The 24,182-nt window shown below is 64.1% G+C and carries 20 protein-coding genes, 1 tRNA gene and 1 riboswitch; of the genes, 10 read left to right on the top strand and 11 right to left on the bottom strand.

What is annotated here, in order from left to right; translation table 11 throughout:
• Positions 1-3 precede the first annotated feature (3 nt).
• Positions 4-1,917: an ABC transporter ATP-binding protein gene (locus M1D51_RS16825; protein ID WP_458107306.1), complete on the top strand. Its 1,914-nt coding sequence runs from the start codon at positions 4-6 to the stop codon at positions 1,915-1,917.
• On the opposite strand, the gene M1D51_RS16820 is transcribed toward M1D51_RS16825, so the two are convergent.
• The 3 genes from M1D51_RS16820 to M1D51_RS16810 form a co-directional block, all read right to left on the bottom strand.
• Positions 1,918-2,322, bottom strand: a complete 405-nt coding sequence (locus tag M1D51_RS16820; protein ID WP_172324630.1) for an NUDIX hydrolase — start codon at positions 2,320-2,322, stop codon at positions 1,918-1,920.
• The gene (locus M1D51_RS16815; protein ID WP_458107305.1) at positions 2,319-2,777 is read right to left on the bottom strand and encodes a DUF6314 family protein; all 459 of its coding nucleotides are present in this window, start codon (positions 2,775-2,777) and stop codon (positions 2,319-2,321) included. The genes M1D51_RS16820 and M1D51_RS16815 overlap by 4 nt, the downstream gene beginning before the upstream one ends.
• Position 2,778: 1 nt before the next feature.
• Positions 2,779-2,851: transfer RNA gene (locus tag M1D51_RS16810), tRNA-Arg, on the bottom strand.
• A gap of 109 nt (positions 2,852-2,960) precedes the next feature.
• Between M1D51_RS16810 and M1D51_RS16805 the strand changes: the two genes are divergently transcribed.
• Positions 2,961-3,788 (top strand): hypothetical protein, encoded by an 828-nt coding sequence (locus M1D51_RS16805; protein ID WP_458107304.1) that lies wholly within the window; start codon positions 2,961-2,963, stop codon positions 3,786-3,788.
• A gap of 456 nt (positions 3,789-4,244) precedes the next feature.
• On the opposite strand, the gene M1D51_RS16800 is transcribed toward M1D51_RS16805, so the two are convergent.
• Positions 4,245-4,871 carry a hypothetical protein gene (locus M1D51_RS16800; protein ID WP_458107303.1) on the bottom strand — a complete coding sequence of 209 codons (627 nt, stop codon included), beginning with the start codon at positions 4,869-4,871 and terminating at the stop codon, positions 4,245-4,247.
• A 33-nt stretch (positions 4,872-4,904) separates the two neighbouring features.
• Between M1D51_RS16800 and M1D51_RS16795 the strand changes: the two genes are divergently transcribed.
• From M1D51_RS16795 to sucD, 6 genes are all read left to right on the top strand, one after another.
• Complete coding sequence (locus M1D51_RS16795; protein ID WP_172324634.1) at positions 4,905-5,750, top strand: inositol monophosphatase family protein; 846 nt, start codon at positions 4,905-4,907, stop codon at positions 5,748-5,750.
• 95 nt (positions 5,751-5,845) lie between these two features.
• A complete protein-coding gene (gene pcrA, locus M1D51_RS16790; protein ID WP_458107302.1) occupies positions 5,846-8,389 on the top strand; it encodes a DNA helicase PcrA in 2,544 nt (847 codons plus the stop codon).
• 137 nt (positions 8,390-8,526) lie between these two features.
• On the top strand, positions 8,527-9,966 hold the full coding sequence (locus M1D51_RS16785; protein ID WP_458107301.1) for an Ig domain-containing protein: 1,440 nt from the start codon (positions 8,527-8,529) through the stop codon (positions 9,964-9,966).
• Positions 9,967-9,979: 13 nt separating this feature from the next.
• Entirely contained in the window at positions 9,980-10,678 is a 699-nt protein-coding gene (locus M1D51_RS16780; RefSeq protein WP_458107300.1) for a hypothetical protein, read from the top strand.
• Positions 10,679-10,931: 253 nt separating this feature from the next.
• A complete protein-coding gene (sucC, locus tag M1D51_RS16775) occupies positions 10,932-12,101 on the top strand; it encodes an ADP-forming succinate--CoA ligase subunit beta (protein ID WP_089593935.1) in 1,170 nt (389 codons plus the stop codon).
• 12 nt (positions 12,102-12,113) lie between these two features.
• Entirely contained in the window at positions 12,114-13,016 is a 903-nt protein-coding gene (sucD, locus tag M1D51_RS16770) for a succinate--CoA ligase subunit alpha (protein WP_105691564.1), read from the top strand.
• Between the two features lie 166 nt (positions 13,017-13,182).
• On the opposite strand, the gene M1D51_RS16765 is transcribed toward sucD, so the two are convergent.
• Positions 13,183-16,104 (bottom strand): chitobiase/beta-hexosaminidase C-terminal domain-containing protein, encoded by a 2,922-nt coding sequence (locus M1D51_RS16765; RefSeq protein ID WP_458107299.1) that lies wholly within the window; start codon positions 16,102-16,104, stop codon positions 13,183-13,185.
• 121 nt (positions 16,105-16,225) lie between these two features.
• Entirely contained in the window at positions 16,226-17,017 is a 792-nt protein-coding gene (locus M1D51_RS16760; protein ID WP_458107298.1) for a gamma-glutamyl-gamma-aminobutyrate hydrolase family protein, read from the bottom strand.
• Positions 17,018-17,091: 74 nt separating this feature from the next.
• Here M1D51_RS16760 and M1D51_RS16755 point away from each other — a divergent pair, with 74 nt between their 5' ends.
• Complete coding sequence (locus M1D51_RS16755; protein ID WP_458107297.1) at positions 17,092-18,231, top strand: LOG family protein; 1,140 nt, start codon at positions 17,092-17,094, stop codon at positions 18,229-18,231.
• A gap of 7 nt (positions 18,232-18,238) precedes the next feature.
• Here the strand turns inward: M1D51_RS16755 and M1D51_RS16750 are convergent, their stop codons facing one another.
• The 3 genes from M1D51_RS16750 to M1D51_RS16740 all read right to left on the bottom strand — a co-directional run bounded on the left by M1D51_RS16750 (position 18,239) and on the right by M1D51_RS16740 (position 21,526).
• Positions 18,239-19,036, bottom strand: coding sequence for a matrixin family metalloprotease (locus tag M1D51_RS16750; RefSeq protein WP_458107296.1), 798 nt, complete (start codon positions 19,034-19,036; stop codon positions 18,239-18,241).
• Between the two features lie 363 nt (positions 19,037-19,399).
• A complete protein-coding gene (locus M1D51_RS16745; protein ID WP_458107295.1) occupies positions 19,400-20,290 on the bottom strand; it encodes a matrixin family metalloprotease in 891 nt (296 codons plus the stop codon).
• An 84-nt stretch (positions 20,291-20,374) separates the two neighbouring features.
• The gene (locus M1D51_RS16740) at positions 20,375-21,526 is read right to left on the bottom strand and encodes a VIT1/CCC1 transporter family protein (protein WP_458107294.1); all 1,152 of its coding nucleotides are present in this window, start codon (positions 21,524-21,526) and stop codon (positions 20,375-20,377) included.
• A gap of 233 nt (positions 21,527-21,759) precedes the next feature.
• Here M1D51_RS16740 and M1D51_RS16735 point away from each other — a divergent pair, with 233 nt between their 5' ends.
• A complete protein-coding gene (locus tag M1D51_RS16735; RefSeq protein WP_017197666.1) occupies positions 21,760-21,951 on the top strand; it encodes a hypothetical protein in 192 nt (63 codons plus the stop codon).
• Here the strand turns inward: M1D51_RS16735 and M1D51_RS16730 are convergent.
• Positions 21,948-22,307, bottom strand: a complete 360-nt coding sequence (locus M1D51_RS16730) for a hypothetical protein (RefSeq protein ID WP_458107293.1) — start codon at positions 22,305-22,307, stop codon at positions 21,948-21,950. The two genes, M1D51_RS16735 and M1D51_RS16730, sit on opposite strands and share 4 nt — an antisense overlap.
• A gap of 15 nt (positions 22,308-22,322) precedes the next feature.
• Positions 22,323-22,442, bottom strand: a riboswitch (SAM riboswitch).
• A gap of 133 nt (positions 22,443-22,575) precedes the next feature.
• Complete coding sequence (locus M1D51_RS16725) at positions 22,576-24,093, bottom strand: sodium:solute symporter (RefSeq protein WP_458107292.1); 1,518 nt, start codon at positions 24,091-24,093, stop codon at positions 22,576-22,578.
• Between the last annotated feature and the right edge of the window lie 89 nt (positions 24,094-24,182).

Below are 24,182 nucleotides of genomic sequence, written 5' to 3'. Positions count from 1 at the left end.
CCCATGAGCATGGACCGCGTGGCCTGGAGCTCGCTGTACAACATCACCACTGCCAAGAGCGGATCGAAGCCGTTCTCCAAGGAAACCCTGAAACGGGTCATGGCTTTCGCTGCCCCGCACAAGGGCAAACTCATTGCCTTCGTGATCGCCTCCATCGCCGGTGCTTTCCTGGCTGTGGCCACTCCCGTGTTGGCCGGCCAGGTGGTGGATGCCATCATCGCTAATGCCGGCGTGGGCACGGTCATCTGGCTGGCGGTCCTGATCGCCATCGTCGCCGTGGGTGAGGCGGGCGTGGGCTTGTTGACCCGTTGGTTGTCCTCGATCATCGGCGAGGGCGTCATTGTGGACCTCCGGACCCGGGTGTTTGACCACGTCCAGCGCATGCCCATCGCATTCTTCACCCGGACCCGGACCGGCGCCCTGGTCAGCCGCCTGAACAACGACGTCATCGGAGCGCAGTCCGCATTTGCCGGCACGCTCTCCGGTGTGGTCAGCAACGTGGTGGCCCTTGCGCTGACTCTTGTGGTCATGTTGAACACCTCCTGGCTGGTGACCGTACTGGCCATGGTGTTGCTGCCGATCTTCCTGATTCCGGCCCGGCGCATGGGTTCCAAATTGGCGGACCTCCGCCGCGAAGCTGCCGCGCACAACGCTGCCATGGGCACGCAAATGACCGAGAGGTTCTCCGCCCCGGGCGCCACACTGGTGAAGTTGTTCGGCCGCCCGGATGAAGAATCCCGTGAGTTTGCTGACCGGGCAGGCCGGGTCCGGGACATTGGCATCCGGACCGCCATGCTGCAGTTCACGTTCGTCACGGCCCTGACCCTGGTCTCAGCTCTGGCTTTGGCTTTGGTGTACGGCTTGGGCGGCTGGCTGGCGATCGGCGGGCAACTGGCGCCCGGTGACGTGGTGGTACTCGCGCTTCTTCTGACCCGGCTCTACGCTCCACTGACGGCGCTGTCCAACGCCCGTGTGGAGATCATGAGTGCCTTGGTCAGCTTTGAGAGGGTCTTTGAAATCCTCGACCTCAAGCCGCTGATCACTGAGAAGCCGGACGCCGTTTCCGTGCCTCACGGACCTGTCGCAGTGGAATTCGACGACGTCCGCTTCTCCTACCCCTCCGCGGAGAAGGTGTCGCTGGCTTCCCTCGAAGACGTAGCCACGCTGGATACCCGTGGCGGGGAGGAAGTCCTGCACTCAGTGAGCTTCAGGGTTGAACCAGGGCAGACTGTGGCGTTGGTGGGTTCCTCCGGTGCAGGCAAGTCCACAGTGGCCCAGTTGCTCTCGCGCTTGTACGACGTCGACTCCGGGGCTGTGCGGCTTGGCGGCCAGCAACCCGGAACTGGCGTGGACGTGCGCGATCTCAGCTTCGATTCCCTCCGCGACACCATGGGCATGGTGACCCAGGACGGCCACCTGTTCCATGAAACCATCGCCTCCAACCTCCGGCTCGCCCGGCCCGATGCTACCGAAGCGGACATGTGGGATGTGCTCCGGCGGGCCCGCCTGGAGCCCATGATCCGGTCCCTGCCTGACGGCCTGGAAACCGTGGTGGGGGAGCGCGGCTACCGGCTCTCCGGCGGTGAACGCCAACGTCTCACCATTGCCCGCCTGCTGATTAAGCAGCCTCGGGTTGTGATTCTTGATGAAGCCACGGCAGCGCTGGATTCCACCAACGAAGCCGCCGTCCAAGCGGCCCTTGGCGAGGCGCTCGAGGGGCGCACCGCCGTCGTGATTGCCCACCGGCTCTCCACTATCCGCGCCGCCGACGCCATCCTGGTGGTGGAGGACGGCCGGATCGTGGAGCGCGGCACGCACACCGAGCTGCTGGCCGCGGATGGACGCTACGCCGAGCTCTACCAGACCCAATTCGCGGAGGCCACGGCAGTGGCGCAGGAAGCAGTCCCGGAACTGTAGCTACTTCAGCAGCGGGATGACGTGCTCCGTCAGCAGTGGCGCCAGGTCTGCGGGCAGGGGACCGTTGAGGTCCAGCCACCGGATCTCGGCGATCTCTGCCGAGGGGTGCGCCTCCCAGGTTCCAGGAGCGGTGAAAACGGTGGCCTCGATGTTCGTGGCTGCTTCATTGGCAGCCACGGCGAGCCATACGCCCAGCAACTCCAACTGGTCAGGGCTCACCTCGATGCCCACTTCTTCGTGCAGCTCCCGGGAAGCGGCTTCCGCGGCGGTTTCGCCGGGCTCGGGCTTCCCGCCCGGGTGCATGAACTTGTCCGTGCCGCGCTTCCGGACAGTTAACAGCTGGCCTTCGGCGTTGTAAACACACACAGCGCTGACCACGATCAGGTCAGTCGCGGTTTCCTTCATATTTGCCTCCCGGCGTCGATCCGGACCAGGCGGGATTCCAGGAGGAGATCCTTCGCGGGCCCGTGCACATCCCAGGTAAAACTGAACGAGTCCGGGCCTAGATAGAGGTAGCTGACGCGGTAATCATCGGGGTCGCACCAGTGCTTGTCCTGGTGGCCTCGTTCGGAGAAGCTCATGGTGTGGAAGGGCCTGCCGTCCGGGAAAAACACCTCCATCGAATCCGCTGAGGCACCAGTCTTGAGGACATACTCACGGAAAGCCGGCCCTGAATGGGTGGGCCAATGCATGGTTCCGTCTTCGCGGTAGTCCAGGCCGCCGTCGGGATTCTGGGAATAACGCACGACGCCGGTAAAGGTTCCGTTGGTGCCGGAGGCACGGTCCAGGAGTGTCCGCTCCACGCTCCAGCTGCCGGCCAGGTAGGCCTGCAAGTCCTGGGTGGGCTGCTGGTGGTTCAAGTGCCCTCGATTGGAATCGAACCAACGACACCGGCTTTAGGAGAGCCGTGCTCTATCCACTGAGCTACGAGGGCCTGTATGTCCATGACTCTAAAATCCCACTGCTGGAGCTCGAGGGCCCGGACACGACTACAAGCATACAAGCTGACGGGGTGCTGCCCGAACACCGCTAGGCTGGCGAGCATGACAGGGCCCTCCACTGCACCGGCGCAGGCCGGATCCTTCTTTCCCGACCTCCGTAACATCCGGGCCACGATCGGTGGCTGGGCGCAGCTGAGCGTTGTCCAGTACTTCGTGGCCGAGGCCGCCGTCATCCAAGCCTGGGCCGGTCCCGAGCCCTACAGCCGGGCCACCGGATACATCAGTGATCTCGGAGCGGTATCGTGCGGCGTGTACGAGGACCGGGCCGTGTGCTCGCCGTTGCATGTGCTGATGAATGCCTCGTTCGTGGTCCAGGGACTGGCGTTGGTCCTGGGTGCGCTGTTCCTGACCGCAGGTCTCCTTTGCGTTGCGGCACAACCCGGCGTTCCTGCCCGCCGGCTGCGGTCCGTTACGGCTGATTCTGCTGCGGCTGCTTCCGGTGGCTTAGTGCGGACCCGGGTGCTGACCGTGCCGTGGATCCTGGCGGTGGCCATTCGGATCCTTACCGGAGTGGCCGGTGCGGGGACTGTCATAGTTGGCTTGGTGCCCGAAGACCTCGACTCGCCGTGGCATTTTGCGGGTGCCCTGATGTTCTTCATCGGCGGAGGATTCGCACTGCTGCTGCTGGGCATCCTGTGGTTCCGGCAAACCCCGATGAGTTGGTTCCTGGGCGTGTGCGGCCTGCTTTGTATTGGAGCGCTCATCATCGGCGGGATCACCGGAATGGACGTGCCCCTGCCGGGCCTTTTGGAGCGGTTCATGGGGTATCCGGTGACTATCGGCCTGGCTGCGGCCGGATTGGTGATTGCCCAGCGGGTGCACACGGAGCGGAAAGCCCACACAGCACGGTTGCGGGTGGGCTCGCGCTGAGGTTCGGGTCCGTCCTGCACCCTTTGCCGCGGATCGCGCCCGTAAGCTCTGGTGCGCCGGGCGGGTACGGGTGCGGTGCTGGCGAACAAGTGGTGCGTCGGGCGGGTACGGGTGCGGTGCTGGCGGAGTTTGGGGTGCTGCACCCTTTTGCCGCGGATCGCGCCCGTAAGCTCTGGTGCGCCGGGCGGGTTGGGGTGCGGTGCTGGCGAACAAGTGGTGCGTCGGGCGGGTAGGGGTGCGGTGCCGGCGACCAAGTGGTGCGCCGGGCGGGTAGGGGTGCGGTGGCGGCGAACAAGTGGTGCGTCGGGCGGGTACGGGTGCTGTGCTGGCGGAGTTTGGGGTGCTGCACCCTTTGCCGCGGATCGCGCCCGTAAGCTCTGGTGCGCCGGGCGGGTTGGGGTGCGGTACCGGCGAACAAGTGGTGCGTCGGGCGGGTACGGGTGCGGGGACTACGTGTCAGGAGGGCTTTGCGCTTTTCCGACCCACAAATACAGCCAGTACTCCGCACAGGAGACTGATCAGGAACAGCACCCAGGACGCAACGGTCAGCGACGACGCCGAGGCCACCGAACCGGCGTCGGGCGTTTCGGCAGCCAGCACCGAATCAATGGCCACATTGGACCACAGGTGGGCCACGGCGAACAGCAGGGGCGCAGCCCACATGGCCCATCGCCAGGACTTCCGCGCCACATTGGTGCCGATCAACAAGAGCCAACTGAAGCCGAAGATCAGGGGGAACAGAGTGCCCGCGGTCTTGTGCACGTAGTTGAGTTGGCCACGTGCGGACTCGTCCATGGCGGCTCGAAGCTGGCTGATGTAGTCCTGCGAGAAGCCGCCAATCAGGGAATCCGGCATCGCCAGGCCACCGGAGAGCTGCGTCATCTGGTTCAGGGTGAGCAGGTGCAGGTACCAGAACAGGAACAAGCTGGCCACGACTCCCGCGATCACAATGAGCTTGGAGTTGCTCTGCGCCTTTTGCGGTGTGCGCCCGGTGGTGGTGTTGATCACGGGCGGCAGCGTGTGATCGGGAACCACTGCCTTTGCTCCGTGCTTCTTGATGCGCTGGGCTGGTGTCTTGGCCATGCCATTCATTATCCCGCCACATAAGCTGGAACCATGACCACCGGCAGGCACACAGCAACTGAACTCGATCCCACACTCGATGACTACCAACTGGCAAGCGCCTTGGTCCGCGAGGCAGGCCAACTGGCGCTGCTCATGCGCATGGGCGGACTGCAGGGCGAACGCAAGACCTCAGTGTCCGACGTCGTCACGGCGGCCGATCACGCAGCCGAGGCTTACGTCCTGGAACAGTTGCGGCGCTGCCGGCCGGAAGACGGCATCCTCGGCGAAGAGGGTGCCTCGGTAGCGGGAACCAGCGGCCGGACCTGGGTGATCGATCCGGTGGACGGCACCTACAACTTCCTGCACGGCTCCACGTACTGGTGCTCGGCGATTGCCCTCAAACGCGACGATTCAGACCACGGAACCAGCCCGGTATCCGATCCTGAGGTGCTGCTCGGCGCCATCTACCAGCCTGAACTGGACAAGCTGTGGCTCGGCGGAGAAGGACACCCAGCGACGTTGAACGGGGAACCGATCTCCGGCTCGGGTGACCGCGCCGTGGGTGAAATCAGTGCGGCCACCTACATCCACCCCACCTGGCTGGCCGATCCCCGCACGGCCATGCCGTGGCACGCTGCGGCGATCACCGCTGCTTCGCTGCGCATGTTCGGCTCCGGTTCCTGCGACCTCGGCCGGGTAGCGGACGGTGAACTCGGTTGCTGGTTCCAGCACAGCTGCCCGGAGTGGGACTGGCTGCCCGGCAAGGCGATTGTCCGCGCAGCAGGCGGGGACACCGCCGTCGTGAAGGTCAACGGACTGAACTGGTTCGTCGCCGGAGGCCCGACGGCGGTACGTGAGTTGAGCGCTGCCCTCACCTCCGTTCCGCAGTTTGCCTAGGAGCTGAAGCGGCAGAACCCTTTTGGCCCCAACATGTGGGGCCGGACACCCGGCGCCTTATAGTGTCAGGGCCACCGCCTAGACTGGTAGGCACCATGGATATGTTGTTTGACCCCTACGCAGACGGACCCTTCAAAGCAGGCACCAAAGCCGCAGTCAAGGCTGCCCCGGAGCTTTCCCACCCCGGGGGAGGCGCTGCCGGCGCCCGCCTCCAAGGGAGCAGCGGCGGGTCGTCGGACACTGCCGGAGGGCCGTCCGGGGGGTGGGGCAACACAGGGGGATCGGGACTTCCCTCTGCAGATGCACTCCTTCAAGGGTTGAACCCGCAGCAGGAAGAAGCCGTCAAGCACGCGGGCACTCCCTTGCTGATCGTGGCCGGTGCGGGGTCCGGCAAGACCCGTGTCCTCAGTAACAGGATCGCCTACCTGATCGCCACCAAGCGCGCCCACCATGGCGAGATCCTGGCCATCACCTTCACCAACAAGGCTGCAGCTGAAATGCGGGAACGCATCGAAGCCCTTGTCGGCGGGCGGGCCAAGGCCATGTGGATCTCCACCTTCCACTCCTCCTGCGTCCGGATCCTGCGGAGGGAAGCCACCACGGTGGGGCTGAACTCGAACTTCTCCATCTATGACTCAGCGGACTCCTTGCGCCTGATCACCCTGGTGTCCAAGAACCTGGACCTGGATCCCAAGAAGTTCGCACCCAAGGCCATCCAGCACAAGATCTCAGCACTCAAGAATGAGCTGATCGACGCTGATTCGTATGCCTCCACCGCGAACTATAACGACCCCTTCGATACCGCCGTTGCCGAAGTTTTCAAGGGCTACACCCAGCGCCTCCGCCAAGCGAACGCAATGGACTTCGACGATCTCATTGCCGAGACCGTCTACATGTTCCGGGCCTTCCCGGCGCTCGCGGAGTCCTACAGGCGCCGCTTCCGCCACGTCCTGGTGGACGAATACCAGGACACCAACCACGCCCAGTACGCTTTGGTCCGGGAAATCGTGGGGGTGGGAACGGACACCAGTGTCCAGCCGAGCGAGCTGACAGTGGTGGGCGATTCGGACCAGTCCATCTACGCCTTCCGTGGCGCGGACATCCGCAACATCGTGGAGTTCGAGGCCGACTACCCCAACGCCCGCACCATCAAGCTGGAGCAGAACTACCGCTCCACCCAGAACATCCTTAGCGCGGCCAACTCGGTGATCTCACGGAACCCCAACCGCCAGGAGAAGCGTCTGTGGACGGCGGAGGGCGATGGCGAAAAGATCATCGGCTACGTGGGCGAGAACGAGCACGACGAAGCCCAATTCATCGCCAAGGAGATAGACCGGCTGCAGGACGAGGAAGGATTGCGTCCCGGTGACGTCGCCATCTTCTACCGCACCAACGCCCAGTCCCGTTCCATCGAAGACGTTCTGGTTCGCGTCGGTTTGCCGTACAAGGTTGTGGGCGGCACCCGGTTCTATGAGCGCAAGGAAATCAAGGACGCTTTGGCGTACCTTCGCGTCCTGGTGAACCCGGATGACGACGTCAACCTGCGCCGCATCCTTAACGAACCCAAGCGGGGAATCGGTGATCGGGCCGAAGGCGCCGTTGCAGCCTTGGCCGAGCGGGAACGGTCCTCGTTCATGGCTGCCGCGCGCCGCGCTGACCAAGCACCTGGAATGGCCAGCCGCTCGGTCAACCTGGTCCTTGGCTTCGTGAAACTGATGGATGACCTCGCCGAGGTTGCTACAGGTTCCGGCGCAGCCGCCGCCTTGGAAGCGGTGCTGGAGCAAACCGGCTACCTCGCCGGGCTGCGGGCCAGCACGGACCCGCAAGACGAATCCCGGGTGGAAAACCTGGCGGAACTGGTAGCCGTGGTCCGTGAGTACGAACGCGACAACCCGGAAGGTTCCCTGGGGGAGTTCCTTGAACAGGTCTCCCTGGTAGCTGATGCCGACCAGATTCCGGATGCGCCAGGTGCTGACATCGACGCCGCTGTGGCAGAGGCAAAGCGCATGGGCGTAGTCACGCTCATGACCCTGCATACAGCCAAAGGCCTGGAATTCCCGGTGGTCTTCCTGACCGGCATGGAACACGGAATCTTCCCGCACCAGCGCTCGGCCACGGACCCCAAGGAGCTAGCGGAGGAGCGGCGCCTTGCCTACGTGGGCCTGACCCGCGCCCGCAAGCGCCTCTACGTTACGCGTTCCGAAGTCCGAAGCATGTGGGGCCAAAGCCAGTACAACCCCGCCAGCCAGTTCCTGGAGGAAATCCCCTCCGAGTTGGTGGAATGGAAGCGCGAAGGGATGAGCCGCCAGGCCGCAGGTGGCTGGGGGAGTGCCCCCATCGGCTCCAACCGTTACGGTGGTTCGTTCTGGGGAGCGGGCACTTCACGCGGTGCTGCCGCAAGCCCCACCGCAGGGTTCGACGCCGACGTTCCTGCCGCCGTCGCACGCAACAGGGTGCAGCCGCAGAAAGAAGTCATTTCCGTGGTGGTGGGGGACAAGGTCAACCACACGAGCTTCGGCAACGGCGTGGTGCTGGGCGTCGAGGGCGCAGGAGACAAAACAGTGGCCAAGGTGAAGTTCGACGTCGGCGAGAAGCGCCTGCTGCTGAGGTACGCGCCGCTGACCAAACTTGATGCCTGAGCTTCGCAGCGCTTCATACCCATTGTCCTGAACTCCTTCCCGGCCTAGACTGACCGGGCGTTGCACTGGGGCTGACGCCGGTTTGCTGCCCCACCTTGCAACGCCAAAAGGTTGCATTCCTGTGGGGGAGGACGCGCGTGGGCGCTTTTGTTGGGGAACGTCGTTTGCGGGGCAAGGCCGCGAGGCTGCTGCTGGTGGGGGCCGTGGCGAGCGCCCTGGCGCTTCAGTTCGCCCCGCCTGGAATAGCCGATGCGGAGCCCCCAGCGTCTCCCAGCGCGTCGGCAAGCGCGAGTCCGACGCCGACGCCGACGACCAGTCCGACGCCGACGACCAGTCCGACGGCAAGCGCGGGCCCAACTGCCAGCGCGAGCCCCTCAACCCCCGACGCCTCGCTGGCGACCCCGTCACCGTCCGTCAGCCCTACAGGGGCCCGGGCAACCGAGGTCGAAAAGGCCATCATTGAAACAACCCCGTTGTCGGTCAAGATCAGCGAGAACCTCGCTTTCGTGGGAAAACCGTTTGAGGCTCAGCTCCAGATTATTGGCGGCACCGCCCCGTACACCGTTGTGGCCACCGATATCCCGGCAGGTTTGGTTTTCGACCCCGCGACCCTGAGCATCACAGGAACACCTACCGGGTTGTACAGCCCAGCGCCGTCCGTCACTGTTTCGGATTCCTCGGATCCCCGTCAAACACTGACTGAACAGATCAACATCGATATCAAAAACTACTACCCACCCAACGTTCACGTATCCGATGATGAGTCGTACCCGGGAATGGGCTCGTTTGACGATGGCGTGGTGGGAAGGAACTACGACGAGGGCCTCGGTTTTTATCGTTCAGACCCTGAACACACCAAAATTTCAGTCGTTTCCGGGCAACTGCCGCCCGGTCTTGAGCTCCGCGAGTCATCAGTTTCCGGGGTGCCGAGCACTCCGGGTACGTATGGATTCACCTTTCGCGTCCAAGACCGTTTCGGCTACACGGACAAGAAGTACAGCATCATCGTCCATGCCTTGGGAATGCAGACCACTGGTTTCCAGGTTCCGGCAGCTGTGTTGGGTGAGCCCTACTCGGCCAAGATCGCAGAGGCCACCGGCGGGGTAGCTCCCTACGTCTTTGGTTATTCCACGCGAAGGCACTTTGCCGGTGGTCTGTCATCCAGCGATCCGGGGCCTGATGGTTTGGAGGTGGATGCGAACGGGTTCCTCACGGGGATACCCACCAGCGTTGGCAGCTTCAGCATTGCTGTGTGGGTCCGCGACTCTGATCAGCTGAAGCAGCGCATTTTCTGGACAACCGTGACAGTCCTGGCCACCCGGCCACCCGCGGAGAACCCGCCGCCAGCTGCCGAGGCGCCAGCACCTCCGGCGGCGGTGACTCCGGCAGGAGCGGTGGTCCCGGCGTCGAGCGCTGAATACGGCAGCGCTGAACTCACCAGCGCCGAACTGGCGGCGACCGGCCTGGAGACCGGAAGGCTGCACACCATGCTGTGGGCTGCCGCGGGTCTGCTGGCCGCGGGCGCCGCATTGGTGCTCTTCAACAGCCTCTGGCGCCGGCGAAGCAGCCCTGCGTGAGGTAACCGGCATAATGGGTGGCATGCGACGGACTGTTCTGGGGATTCTTGCTGCCGTGCTCTTGATTTTGGCCACGGGGTGCTCCTTCGCCACGAAGGATCCGGACTACGTTCCGCCGGCCCCTTTGGCACCCCTTGAGCAACTGAAGCAGGTTCCTGTCACGGAGCAGACCACTCTGGCCGCCGGGGAGGATGTCACTGCCTTCGTCACCCGGGACAAGGGCATTGTGTGCGCACTGACGTCCTCCAAGGGCGGCCACCTGAACCTGCCTTACGAGGCAAATTCCTACTCGGATGCGGCCAACAACAAGTTCCCGGTGGTACCCGTGGCTCACTGCGAACTGGCGAAGTATGCCAAGCCGGAGCTGACCGACATCGCCGATGACTGCGCCGGAACAGGCTTGGGATACCTCGGCGGCACGGTTCTGCTCTCTCCGGACAAAGCCGTCTACGGCTCGTGTCGTTCCGGCGTAACACAAATGGAGTCCGAGTTCGGGCCCAAGGGCACGCGCAACGGGCCCATCTCCAAGCTGCGGGAACTGGCAGATGGTCAGAACATTGAGCGCAACGGGCTGCGGTGTTCGGCCTATAACGGCGGCGTTGCCTGCGGAAACGTCTCGGGTGGCGTGGCCTTCTTCGTCACTCCCGAGGGGTACCAGTTGATTTCCGACGGCGGCAAAACAGTCACGGGGAACCTGAAACAAGCGTCGTGACAACCTTTGGATGGCCCAAAAACCGCGTCATTCTGCGGGTTTTCTACAGCCCATAGAAGTGTAAGGTTACTCACTTAACAGGTAGTGTGTAGCTGGCGGGACTCCTCAAAGGGCTAAAGTTCCGAGAGGACCTTACGCAATGTGACCGGCTTCAATCCTGGTTGTTACCGCGTACTCTCCGCAGCTGGCTATCGCGGTCATCGCGGTTCCCGGCTGAACAGAAAACTACTTCGACGTAGAAGGACACTAAACCGTGGACCTGTTTGAATATCAGGCGCGCGATATGTTCGAAGCGCACGGTGTACCCGTGCTCGCCGGCATCGTGGCGCACACTCCTGAAGAAGCAAAGGCAGCTGCCGAGAAGATCGGCGGCGTAACTGTCGTCAAGGCACAGGTTAAGGTTGGTGGCCGCGGCAAGGCTGGCGGCGTCAAGGTTGCCAAGACCGCCGAAGAGGCACTTGAGCACTCCACCAACATCCTGGGCATGGATATCAAGGGCCACACCGTCAACAAGGTGATGATCGCCCAGGGCGCAGACATCGCCGAAGAGTTCTACTTCTCGGTCCTCCTGGACCGCGCCAACCGCAACTACCTGGCCATGTGCTCGGTTGAGGGCGGCATGGAGATCGAACAGCTTGCCGTTGAGCGTCCCGAGGCCCTGGCCAAGATCGCGATCGACCCCGCTGTGGGCATCGACCAGGCGAAGGCTGACGAGATCGTCGCAGCTGCCGGTTTCGCTGAAGAACTGCGCGGCAAAGTGGCCGACGTCATTCTGAAGCTCTGGGACGTCTTCAAGAAGGAAGACGCAACCCTGGTTGAGGTCAACCCGCTGGTCCGCACCGGCGCAGGCGAGATCGTTGCCCTCGACGGCAAGGTCTCCCTGGATGAGAATGCTGACTTCCGCCACGTGCACCACGCCACGTTGGAAGACAAGGACGCAGCTGACCCGCTCGAGGCCAAGGCCAAGGCCCAGGACCTCAACTACGTGAAGCTGGACGGCGAAGTGGGCATCATCGGCAACGGCGCCGGTCTTGTCATGTCCACCCTCGACGTCGTTGCTTACGCCGGCGAGAACCACGGCAACGTCAAGCCCGCGAACTTCCTGGACATCGGAGGTGGAGCTTCCGCCGAGGTCATGGCCAACGGTCTGGACGTCATCCTTGGCGATTCCCAGGTCAAGAGCGTGTTCGTGAACGTCTTCGGTGGCATCACCGCGTGCGACGCCGTGGCAAAGGGCATCGTGGGTGCGCTTGCTGAGCTCGGTTCCTCCGCGAACAAGCCGCTGGTAGTCCGCCTCGACGGCAACAACGTTGAGGAAGGCCGCCGCATCCTGACCGAGGCCAACCACCCGCTGGTTACCCTGGCCGCCACCATGGACGAGGGCGCCGACAAGGCTGCCGAGCTCGCCAACGCAGCTAAGTAAAGGGACGCGAGAATGTCTATCTACCTCAACAAGGACTCCAAGGTCATCGTTCAGGGCATCACCGGCGGCGAGGGCACCAAGCACACCGCCCTGATGCTCAAGGCCGGCACCAACATTGTTGGTGGCGTCAACGCCCGCAAGGCCGGCACCACGGTCCTGCACGGCGACAAGGAAATCAACGTCTTCGGCACCGTCAAGGAAGCCATCGCTGAAACCGGCGCAGACGTCTCCATCGTCTTCGTTCCGCCGGCATTCACCAAGGACGCCGTGGTTGAAGCAATCGAAGCCGGCATCGGCCTGGTTGTTGTCATCACCGAAGGCGTTCCGGTTCAGGACTCGGCCGAATTCTGGGCACTGGCCCAGTCCAAGGTTGACGCTGACGGCAAGCAGATCACCCGCATCATCGGGCCGAACTGCCCCGGCATCATCACCCCGGGTGAGGCACTGGTTGGCATCACCCCGGCGAACATCACGGGCAAGGGCCCCATCGGCCTCGTCTCCAAGTCCGGTACCTTGACCTACCAGATGATGTACGAACTCCGCGACCTCGGCTTCTCCACCGCGATCGGCATCGGTGGCGACCCCGTCATCGGCACCACGCACATCGACGCCCTGGCTGCGTTCGAAGCTGACCCCGAGACCAAGGCAATCGTCATGATCGGTGAAATCGGTGGTGACGCTGAAGAGCGCGCAGCCGACTTCATCAAGGCCAACGTCACCAAGCCGGTTGTTGGCTATGTTGCCGGCTTCACGGCTCCTGAGGGCAAGACCATGGGCCACGCAGGCGCCATCGTGTCCGGCTCCGCAGGTACCGCACAGGCCAAGAAGGAAGCCCTCGAAGCCGCAGGCGTGAAGGTCGGCAAGACGCCGTCCGAGACCGCTACGCTGCTGCGCGAAGTTTTCGCAACGCTCTAGTTTTACCGCCGAAAGGCAGAAGAAGTACGACGACGGCCCGGCGCCTTCCCCACGGAAGGTACCGGGCCGTCGTCGTACCCTAAGCCGTCGTCGTACTTTAACGCAGCTGACGCGGGCCGAAGAGTCTGGGGGAAAACTCCGACCCGCGCCAGGTTCAGGGGGTTGGCTAGGCGATGATCCTCATGGCCTGCCAGCCGGTGCCGAGGCTGATCGGCGGTACGTTGCTGAGCGTTCCGCCTCCCGATCCGGGATACAGCCACAAAGTGTCTGCGATGCGGCCCACGATGTCGTTTTTGCCGTCGCCGTTAAGGTCCCGCGGCCCGGCCATTGCAGTGCGGGTTCCCCAGCCCGTCCCGATCTGCGTCCATTGCAGCCAGCCCCCGGTGCCATTGCCCGGATATAGCCATAATGCGCCTGTGTCGGTCCGCCGCGCCAGTACATCTCCCTTGCCGTCGCCGTTGAAATCCCCAGTGCTGAAGATGGCGTTCATGACGTCCCAGCCCCAGCCGATGGTGTAGGGAGTCCGCTGTCCTCCGGTGCCGTTTCCTTCATAGAGCCGGAGCTCGCCGTTGCTTCGGCGTCCGATGAAATCGGGGATCCCATCGCCGCTGAAGTCTCCGGGAGAGAAGAGCTGCGTCATGGTGCTCCAGCCCGTGCTGACCTGTGTCCGTGTGCCGAAACTGCCCGTGCCGTTGCCAGGATAGAACCACAGGATGTCGCCCGCGCGTGCCAGCAGGTCCGGTTTGCCGTCCTGGTTGAAGTCGCCGGGTGTGACGGTATCGGTGATGCTGGACCAGGCCGGTGCGGCCAGGGCGATCTGCCGCGGGTCCAGCGTGCCGGAGGCATTGCCCGGGTAGAGGTAGAGATTGCCCGCGGTATCAGCGGCCAGCACGTCCGCCCGGCCATCACCGTTGTAGTCATGGGCCGATGGAGGTCCCGCTGCAGGCACCGTGTAGGTCTGGGTTCCTACCGCCGAGGTGTTGCCTGCAGTGTCTACGCCGATGTACTTGAGCACCAGGGTGGAACTGCCCATCACCACCGGATTGGCGGGGTTGTACTTGATATTGGTGGGTGATTCCGTAGCCGTTGGCGTGCTGCCGTTGGTGGTGTAGTAAATCGATGCAGGCTCATTGGCGGACAGGGTGACGGTGGCCCCGCTGGCCAACGCACGGCTGGTGGGGTTGGCCGTGACAGTGGGAGCCGCCGTGTCAGGGGGAACAGTGTAGCTCTGCGTGGCTACCTCGGAGACGTTGCCCGCTGTATCCCTGGCAAAGTACTTCAACGTCATGGGTCCGGGACCGTTGAAGGGGATTGCCGTTGTGTAGGGGAGCCCGGCCGTCAGGGGATCGGTGCCGTCCGTGGTGTACCGGATCTCGGCCGGTTCGTTTGCGGACAGTGTGATGGTGGTGCCCGCTGCGTATTGGCCGCCCACGGGGTTGGCCGTGACCACTGGCTTGGTGATGTCCGGACCTGTGGAGTAGGTCTGGGTCACTACGGCCGATGAATTGTTCGCACCGTCCACAGCGAAGTACTTCAAGGTCAGCGGACCGTTCAAGATCAGTGGAGCGGTGTACTTGCTGCTGGCCGTGGTGGGCGTACTTCCATTGGTGGTGTAGTAAATGGTGGATGTTTCATTGGCCGTAAGGGTGACGGCCTGGCCCGCGGCATAGGTGCCTCCCGGAGGTGCTGCGGTGACCACCGGGGCCACGGTGTCGGCACCCAGATAAGCCTCAAACTCGGCCAAGCCTGCATTGGTGGTGCCGGTGCTGACGGAGGTGATGTTGAGCCGAACAGAGCTCACGGTCTTGGCGGGAAACTTGATGGTGAGCCCGGATCCGTTATTGGGCAAGGACGGCACTGCCACAGTGCTTCCATCTGAGAACTGCAGGTTGCCACCGGTGATCTGATCGGTCAGGAGGGGCCGATCGGACAAGGTCACCGCATTGATGGTCCGGGTGGGGGTGAAGTTGTATTGAATCCAGCTGCCCGCTTTCTGCCCGGCGGAGACCCATTCACGGGTGGCATCCATCGGCGTGCCCCAGTGGTATCCGTCGCGGACCTTTTCCGCGCTCTGCGCTGCGGCCTTCTGGGAGGAAGCTGTGACGGTGGTACCCGCGGATTTGGCGGCATTGCCAACCCACTCTATGGCGGTGATGTATTGCCGTTTCAGCCATTCGTCATAAGGGGAATCGGGACAGCCCTCACCCGGGCTGCTGCAAACGTACATGTCGAAATCCGCGAACCTGACAAAGGTGTCCACCTTGGCGGTGAGCTCGGCCCCGGTCACGTTCTGGGCGTATTCATCAATGACATAGGCGTCGTAGGCCAGGGAGGTATGTGGGCCGGTGTAGCTGCGGGTGGCGAGCTGGGCGAACTTTGCGGTGGCCCAATGGTCGCTGTGGTCATAGGGGGTGGTGAAGTTCCCCGTCCAGTCCTGTGTGCGGAACGTGGTGGGCTGGAAGTTGGCCACGAGGCGGTTCAATGCCGACTGGAACTGGGACTTGGTGAAGGTTGCAGCGTTGTCCACCGGGCGGATGGAGGAAAGCCGGCCGTCCCAGAGTTTGAGGATGCTCTGGCTGCCGTATGCGGCACTGCCCAAGCCGTTGGGGAAACCATCCGGCAGCCGCATGTACACCACAGAGACATTGGGGGCGCCGTTGAGGGTCCGCATGGTCAGCGGGCGTCCAGGTACGCCGGCGTCGGACGTTGTCCAGCTGTTGGAGACGCCGGCCATTTTGGCGTAACTTGCCTGGATCCCGGATTCGAGGCTGCGCCAGTACGTGGCGCCTTCCCCGGCCTCGCCGGCGGTGGCAAACACGGTTTGGACGCAACGTTTGGCTTGGATATCGCGCATGAAGTCCGGGCTGAGGAAGAGCAGGTCGTCATCAGTGTGGGCAACAATTTGCATGGCGCCGCCCGTGCCTGCACACGGCGGTTCAGCAGCAGCTGCGGGAGCTGCAGTGGTCAGGGCGAATCCGCCCATGACCACAGCGGGGCCAAGGAGCAGGCCCAGCGCACGTTTGAGGAAGGAAATGCGGCTATGCGGGTGACGAGGACGACTGGCGTGTTTTGGACGGTCCACAACCATGCTCCTTTGAGCAGATGTTGGGCCCCCCAGCCGGCAAACTTACGACGCCCCCTGGACGTCATTGCGAATGAAGTTGGTACTGGCTGAACTTCCGGTGACGCTGAAAGCGATGCAGTGAGCGCTACTGTACCCCACCGGAACGAGCCTGGGTAGGGTGCCGGCACACTTCCACGAAGGACACGAAAGGTGCCAGCCGCTCTGAGCCGGCAAGCTGCGGAACTTCAGGATGCCACTGCACGGAGGCAACCCACCGGGACGGGTCCTCCAGCGCTTCCACGGTGCCGTCGTCGGCGATTGCCGTGACCACCAAGCCCTCGCCCACACGGTCCACCGCCTGGTGATGCCCGGAGGCGATCTTGATGGTTGACCCTTCGGCGGAACCGTACAGTGCCGCGGCTTTGGAGCCAGCGGTGAGCCGGACAGCATGCCAGGCCCAGTCGCTGGCCACGGGATCGTGGGGATCCAAGCTGCTGTGCGTCACCGAAGTCGGCGCCATGTCCTGGGTCAACGTACCGCCATACAGCACGTTCAGCAGTTGGTGGCCGCGGCAGATCCCCAGCAGCGGCAGGCCGGCATCGATGGTTGCCCGCGCTACGTCGACGTCCAGATGGTCCTGCTCCTGGTTCACGTCATACAGCGTGTCCTCGGGATCCTGGCCGTACAGGCGGGGATCGATGTCGCCGCCCCCGGGCAGCAGCACGCCGTCGAGCCTTTGCATTTCGGCAGCCAGACGGCCGGCGCTGTCCGCCGAAACCGGAGTCAGCAGCACCGGCTGCGCACCGGCCTCGCGCAACAGGTCAACAATGTAGGTGAAGAGCTGGTTGGCTTCGCCCACCCGGGCGTCCGGGGAGTCCGAACTGCTGAGACGAACCGGAACACCGATACGCGGACGCGCAACTTCTGAACTCTTCATGCTTCATGATGCACTGGACCGGAGCCCGGCGCGCAAACGCCCGCGTCACAGCGCGGTGATACTACGCTGAAACCATGAATCGCACCGGAGCCCTGAACCCGAGCCCGCGGACACTGGACATAGAAAGCGTGGTCCACTTCGACCACCTGGTGACCGCAGGCGCCGGGTCCATGAATGGCTGGCACGCACAATCCCTGGACCTCAGGGGCCACGCCCGGGAGCTAAAGGCCCTGGACGCCCAAGGCGCGATCTTCCTGGGATGCACCTTCGACGACGGCGTGGAAGAGAGCCTGCGGCGGCGCGGAGCGCTCATCTTTCCCAAGTTGCACGGCGTGCCGTTCGACCCCTACCGGAACAGCCTCTACACGGCCGAGGAGCTCTACCCGGACATCTCCTCCACCGAGTACGAGTCAACCCTGGACGCCCTGGTCTACCAGTGGAGCATCCTTCCCGGGCAGCGGGGAAGCCTGGACGCCACGCTCGCCGCGGCCCTGCACGACCACGCAATCGGTGACGCCTTGGACGAACTCCTGGAGCACGGAGCACTCTCCGGGACCAAAGTGGTGGGCGTCATGGGCGGGCACGCCGCCCAGCGCGGCACCAGCGACTTCGCCGACGCCGCACGGCTGGGCCGGCTGCTCGCCCAATCAGGCTTTGCCGTCGCCACCGGCGGAGGACCCGGGGCCATGGAGGCAGCCAACCTGGGTGCCTACCTGAGCAGAACGCCCGACGCCGACGCTGCAGCCGCCCTGGAAACCCTCGCCGCCGTCCCGGGGTTCAGGCCCTCGGTGACGGAGTGGGCGCGGCAAGCAGCCCGCGTCGTCGAAAGCTACCCGGAAGGCACGCCGACGCTCGGCATTCCCACTTGGTTCTACGGTCACGAGCCGCCGAACCTGTTCGCGACGCACATTGCCAAATACTTCGCCAATGCGGTGCGGGAAGCCATCTTGCTGGAGCTATGCACCGGCGGGATCGTCTTCCTTCCGGGCGCTGCAGGAACAGTGCAGGAGATCTTCCAGGACGCCTGCGAGAACTACTACGGTGCCCCCGAAACGATCAGCCCCATGGTGCTGGTGGGACGCGAACACTGGGAACGGACACTCCCCGCCTGGCCCATGCTCGAGAGCCTGGCCAAAGGAAAACCCATGGCAGAGAAGATCTTCCTGGTGGACACCGTGGAGGACGCGCTCGCAGTGGTGGCCGGCCAGGGGTGAGGCGCGCCTAGAAGTCCTTGCTGCAGGGACCCGTGCCGAGTTGGGCCAGGCCGGTCCTGTCCCCGGCTGCGTATTGACGGACCCAGGATGCCTGATCGAACATCAGCTGCCGGGGGTCCTCTACATGGTCCAGGCCCAGCAGGTGCCCCAGCTCGTGCATGATCACGGCAATGCCGATTTCCTTGCCCTCGGAGGTGTCCACAATGCCAGCGAATTGCGGGGCGTCAAGGGACACAGTGCCGGTGACATAGGCCTGGTAACCGTTGCTCAGGCCGATCGAGGAGCTCCCGCCCAAGCCCACAGTCTGGCCCGTCAGGCGCGGTACCTGCTCCGGGGTGCTCCACGCGATCAGGACGGGGGCCCACCGATCCCCGTATCTGGCGGGTTGGTATCCCTGCCTGTTGGTGGAAGGGACCTCGGAGCTGGGGCCGTCGTAAATGAACTTCAATCCCGTGGCCACGCTGGCTTGGCGGACAGCCTCGTCCACCAACTGCTGCCAGGAAGGATCCGCCAGGTCCGAGTTCACCACGTAGTGGATGGGCCTGCATGGTGAGTACGCCAGGGGAGTGCCGTCGTCTTTCACGGCAAGGAACTTGTAGGAACTGCTGGTGCGGTTCACAGGTGCGGGGGTTCCCAGGGGTGCATCGGCCTCTTCCAAGCCGGGCACAGGGTCCTGGCGTTGTCCGAACGGGACCAGCCCGGGCCGGGAGCCCTGGCTTTGGGTAGCCGATGAACCGTGCAACTGCAGGTCGCCGCTGAAGTAGGCCCCTGCGCACACCAGGCCGAGGATGCCGAGGAAGAACAAGATGGCGGCAATGCTGCTGTGCTTGACCTGTGGCGGAGGCGGCGTCGGAGGCGGTGGAGCTGGTGGCGGTGGCGTCGGAGGCGGAGGCGGAGGTGGTGGCGGCTGCGGCGGCGGAGGCGGAGGTGGTGGCGGCTGCGGCGGCACTGCGGCCTCGGGCTGGTTTGGGCTGCCCGGAGGAGCGTAAGGGCTGCCCGTAGGATTCCGGGGGCGGCGGGAAGCGGGGTCCTGCCACTGAGGCGACCCGTAAGGTTCCATGGAACCCCCTGACGTGGAGGCTGCGACGGGAGGTGGGGCGCCGCCGTCGGCCGTAGCCGCCAGCATAAGTCCAGACGGGCCGGGAGTCCATGCCCTGTGAACAGGGCGCTAAATGTCCTTGCGGCAGGGTGCTGAAGCGAGGAGATGCAGGCCGGTCAGGTCCCCGGCCGCCAGGCCGTCAGGGGCACCGATTTCCGGGTACATGAGCTGGACGGGATCATCCACATGGTCCAAACCCATGACGTGCCCCAACTCGTGCTGCATGACCGCCAGGACGTAGTCCGCGCCTTCGGGGTCGGCCAGGAGTCCGGAGACCTGCGGGGTGTCCAGCTCCAGGCTGCCCGTGATGTAGCTCTTGGGCCCGTTGTTCAGTGAGTACATGGTGCTGCCGCCGGTGCCAATAACCTTGTCCATCAGGGCCGGGGCGGCCTCGGGCGTGGTCCACGAAATCAGCAGGGGAGCCCAACGGTCACCGTACTTGGCCGGCTGATAGGGCTCCCGCCTGTCTGCCGGCAACTCGTCCGTGGTGCCATCGTTGACGAACTGGATCCCCGAAGCAGCCGAGACGTTCGCGATCGCCGTCTCCAGCAGAGCATCCGAACCCGCCGGCGCGGACGCGTTGTTCACCACGTAGTGCAGCGGCCGGCATGGCGAGTAGCCCACCGGAGAGCCGTCGTCGTTGGTGGCCAGGAACTTGTACGAATCGTTGCGGGTCTCCGGCGCCACCGGTGAGCCCAACGGGGCATCCGCTTCCTCTAATCCGGGCGGAGGGGCATCTTCCGCCCGCGCCGGTGTGGTTTGCTTCTGCCCGCCTTGCGCGGAGCCAGGGACGCTTACGCCGGGGAAGAGGGCGGTGATCCTGGGGTCTCCATGCAGGAATCCACTGACCAGGACCGCCACCACCGCGGCAATTCCGGCCATGAGTACGCCACGGAGAATGCGCCAGGCCGTTCCGGCACGGCGGTGCTTTGGCACACGCGTTTCCCGCTCTGAGTCCACGGTTCTCCATTCCTCACGCCCCTGTCACGCGGGGCAGCGCGGAGGACGAACCAACATTACGGGCTGCGGGGGGAGCCGTCCAAACTAGACAATGGTTGCTCCGAACACCAGGCCCAGCCCGTAGGTGGCGGCGGCTGCTCCCAGGCCGATTGCGAGCTGGCGCAGCCCGCGGCTCAGCGGTGATGTTCCGGACAGCAAGCCCACGACGGCGCCGGTCGCCAGGAGCGCGATGCCCACCAGAACACCGGCCACCATCAGGGCGGCGAATCCCGTCATGCCGAAGATGAAAGGCAGGATGGGAACGATGGCGCCGGAGGCGAAAAAGCAGAAACTGGACATTGCCGCGCCCCACGCCGAGCCCACAGACTCGTGCTCATCCGTGGAGGGCTTTTCCGGCTGCAAGGAGAGGCTGGGATCGCAATCGCAGCTGAACAGGCCCATGCGCTCAGCGGCACGGTGCTCGGCTGCTTCCCGTGTCATTCCGCGGGCCAAGTAGACCAGGACCAACTCGTTGTGCTCGATGTCCAACGACGGAGCAGCCGTGAGGGTGGCTTGCGTGGGCAAGGTTGCGTTGAGCAGTTCGCGCTGCGAACGGACCGAGACGTACTCGCCGGCGCCCATGGACAGGGCGCCCGCCAAAAGGCCGGCCACGCCGCTCATCAGCACCACGGGACTGGGCACACCCGTGGCGGCCATGCCCATGACCAGCGAAAGGTTGCTCACCAAACCGTCATTGGCTCCGAAGACTGCTGCACGGAAAGTACCGGAGAGCCGGTTCCGTCCACGCGTGGCCAGGCCACGGACAACTTCCTCATGGATCTGCTCGTCAGCCACCATGGCAGGGGTTGCCGCGGGTTCGGCGCCGTACGGGGAACGGCCTTCTGCGCGCTGAGCGAGGGCAAGCACAAAGACCGACCCGAAGTTGCGGGCCAGGAAGCCCAGGAACTGGCTCCGGGCCGATGCAGCCTTGGGCATTCCGGCGTGCTCGCCAAGGAGCTTGAGCCAGTGGGCTTCGTGCCGGCCCTCGGCCTCGGCCAAAGCGAGCAGGATTTGGCGCTCTTCGCCGTCGCGCCGTTGGGCAAGTTCGCGGTAAACGGCCGCCTCGGCCCGCTCATCGGCCAGATACTGCCGCCAGCGGCGGATGTCCGATGAGGAAGGCGATGCTGCACCGTCATAAGGGGTGGAAGGGTCCGGAGCGGGGCTCGACGAACCGGGGGATTCGTGGTGCTGTTGCACTTTTTCTCCTGTGCTGGGTGGGGTAGTTGCGGCCCCATTGCACGCCCCACTGTACCGCTTATCTGCAGGGATTTTTGGCTGGTATTCCTCACTGGGAATGTTCGGCGCACCGTAATTTCCGGGCCTCCTTGACCCTCGCTGGACCCGGTGCTCAGATGGAAGGACAGGGGCGGGAGGAATCCCGCGCACGTTCAACAAGGGCTTTGAGCGGCCCGCGAGACGGAGGTTGCACCATGAACACCACCGAATCACACGCCAACTACCCGGAACGGACAACCATTGAGTCCGACCCGGCTTACGACTACGCCGAGGACCAGGAAGTGGACGAGCCCTGGGTTGAGGAAGTGGACGCTCCGGAGGACGACGAACGGGTGGTCCCCATCGACGAAACCGAGGAGTTCCGGGAGGAAGACGAGGAAATCTAGGCCGAATTCTCCCTGGTTGGATTCTCCTGGGGTGGGTCTTGGTGGCTGAAGGTGAAGTGCTGCTGTATACCCGCCCGCCGGCCGACGGCGGCAACTCTGACCGTCAGGGTTCTTGACGCCTCACACCAACGCGTTGGGCGGACGGCTTGCGCCAACGCCCGGGCGATCAGCTGCGCTTGGGGATGGCTGAACTGCCTGGTGCCAGCCTCGGCAGTGATGGTCACCGTGCCCAGGAAGAGGTCGACGGCGGGAATCACCGCCACCGTGACGGCTGCCGTTGCGGGCGGGGTGCTTGCCCGTGTGGTGTTGGCTGCGGGGGTGCTGGTTGCGGGGGTGGTATCGCCTTGGTACGGCAAGGGGTTGCTCCTTGGGGAGTGCTCTTGCCCGCTCGGTTGTCTCTGGTCCGGGACGGGCCGCTTCCTCATCCGAACCACCCGTGAACATGGGGTTGGTGTGTGGCCAGTCGGAGCTTGGCACCACATCTCTTGAAGCTGGGACAACCCTACAGCATCGATGTGGCCCCCATCCGTTGCATTGCCAGGGTTAAACGCAGGCGGCGCCGCCCCGAAGAGGGGAGGCGCCGCCGTCGAACTTTGCTTGTTTCTCTGTACCTGAGTGTGCCTGCTAGGAGGCGGGCGTGGTGAGTTCTTCTTCTGCCACGCGGGTGCCGGCCACGCGGTCCGTCCATGCCTTCATGACGGCGGGATCGGTGGGCTTGCTCATCAGTGAAACCACGAGGTACACCAGGGCGGAGGCAATGAGACCGAAGTAGATGGGCTCGTTGGCGTAGATGCCGTCCAAGGGAACTTCGGCATTGATTTCCAGGATGGTCATGGTCCCGAGGGTTACCACTGAACCGGCTGCCATGGACCAAGCAGCGGCGATGCCCGTTCCGCGCTTCCACACCAGGCCGCCGATGATGGCTACCAGGAGCCCGCCCACCAGGATGTCGTAAGCGATGGTCAACGCGGCCACCACGTCCTTGGTGGAGATGGCGATGATGATTGCGACGAGCCCCAGGCCAAGGACCCACATGCGGTTGGCCTTGACGTCGTGCTCAGGGTTGTCGGAATCGGAAGTGTCTACCTTCTTGCCGAACCAGCTGGCTACGAAGGGCATGACGTCTGCGCGGGCCACTGTTGCCGCAGCGATCAGTGCGCCGGAAGCGGTGGACATCATGGCCGCGACAGCGGCAGCGAGAACCAGGCCGCCGATGCCGATGGGCAGGAGCCGGGTAGCGACCTCCGCGTAAACATCATCCTTGGCCGCGATCTCCACGCCGGAGAGGGCAACACTGGCAGCCATGCCGATCAGGGCACCGGCGAAGCCGTAGAGGATGCAGTAGATGCCTGCAGTGGCGCCACCCCAGCGGGCCACCGTGGGGGTCTTGGCGGTGAACACGCGCTGCCAGATGTCCTGGCCGATCAGGAGGCCAAGGGTGTAAACGACGAAGTAGGTGATGATCGTCTGGAGTCCGATTCCGCCGATGTCGAAGAAGCTCTCATCGACGCGGGCCCGGATGCCGTCGAGGCCGCCTGCAGCGTTCAGGGCGAAGGGGAGCATGAGGAAGAAGATGCCCACTGTCTTGATGACGAACTGGACCTGGTCGGCCAACGTGATGGACCACATGCCGCCGATGGTGGAGTAGACCAGGACGATAGCGCCGCCGATGGCGATGGCGAGCCAACGCTCCCAGCCGAAGAGGACCACGAAAATGGTGGCGTAAGCGCCGGTGGACGTGGCGCACAGCATCAGCGTGTAGGCCAGCATGACAATGCCCGAGGTCTGGGTGGCCGTGCTGCCATAGCGGAGGGTCAGCATCTGGGAGACCGTGTAGATCTTGAGCTTCTGGATGGTGCCGGCGAAGAGCAGGCTAAGCAACAACACGCCCGAGCCGATGGCCACCACCAGCCACATGCCGGAAATGCCGAACTTGTAGCCGAGGCCTACGCCGCCCACGGTGGATGCGCCACCAAGGACCACTGCGGCCATGGTGCCGGTGTAGAGGAAGGGGCCGAGGCGGCGGCCGGCCACCAGGAAGTCGCTGTTGTTCTTGGTGCGGGACTTGCCCCACCAGCCGAAGGCCAGCATGGCGAGCAGGTACACCACCACGATTGCGATATTTATAGCCGAAGATTCCATGAACGGTCCTTGGAGCTGATGCACGGAGGTTGGGGTTTTCGACGATACTCCTGCGAAGCGTCGAAGTCTCTGTGCTGACGATTGGAGAT

Source organism: Arthrobacter sp. R3-55 (assembly GCF_054161505.1).
The sequence above is the reverse complement of the archived record's forward strand: the minus strand, read 5'-3'. Positions and strand labels throughout refer to the sequence as shown.

What these genes read in the sequence shown, in the direction of transcription:
- M1D51_RS16825 (WP_458107306.1), top strand. Translation starts at nt 4, where the DNA reads ATGAGCATGGACCGCGTGGCCTGGAGCTCGCTGTACAACATCACCACT.
- M1D51_RS16800 (WP_458107303.1), bottom strand. Translation starts at nt 4,871, where the DNA reads ATGGCCAAGACACCAGCCCAGCGCATCAAGAAGCACGGAGCAAAGGCA.
- M1D51_RS16780 (WP_458107300.1), top strand. Translation starts at nt 9,980, where the DNA reads ATGGGTGGCATGCGACGGACTGTTCTGGGGATTCTTGCTGCCGTGCTC.
- sucD (WP_105691564.1), top strand. Translation starts at nt 12,114, where the DNA reads ATGTCTATCTACCTCAACAAGGACTCCAAGGTCATCGTTCAGGGCATC.
- M1D51_RS16755 (WP_458107297.1), top strand. Translation starts at nt 17,092, where the DNA reads ATGAATCGCACCGGAGCCCTGAACCCGAGCCCGCGGACACTGGACATA.
- M1D51_RS16760 (WP_458107298.1), bottom strand. Translation starts at nt 17,017, where the DNA reads ATGAAGAGTTCAGAAGTTGCGCGTCCGCGTATCGGTGTTCCGGTTCGT.
- M1D51_RS16820 (WP_172324630.1), bottom strand. Translation starts at nt 2,322, where the DNA reads ATGAAGGAAACCGCGACTGACCTGATCGTGGTCAGCGCTGTGTGTGTT.
- pcrA (WP_458107302.1), top strand. Translation starts at nt 5,846, where the DNA reads ATGGATATGTTGTTTGACCCCTACGCAGACGGACCCTTCAAAGCAGGC.
- M1D51_RS16765 (WP_458107299.1), bottom strand. Translation starts at nt 16,104, where the DNA reads ATGGTTGTGGACCGTCCAAAACACGCCAGTCGTCCTCGTCACCCGCAT.
- M1D51_RS16725 (WP_458107292.1), bottom strand. Translation starts at nt 24,093, where the DNA reads ATGGAATCTTCGGCTATAAATATCGCAATCGTGGTGGTGTACCTGCTC.
- M1D51_RS16805 (WP_458107304.1), top strand. Translation starts at nt 2,961, where the DNA reads ATGACAGGGCCCTCCACTGCACCGGCGCAGGCCGGATCCTTCTTTCCC.
- M1D51_RS16795 (WP_172324634.1), top strand. Translation starts at nt 4,905, where the DNA reads ATGACCACCGGCAGGCACACAGCAACTGAACTCGATCCCACACTCGAT.
- M1D51_RS16735 (WP_017197666.1), top strand. Translation starts at nt 21,760, where the DNA reads ATGAACACCACCGAATCACACGCCAACTACCCGGAACGGACAACCATT.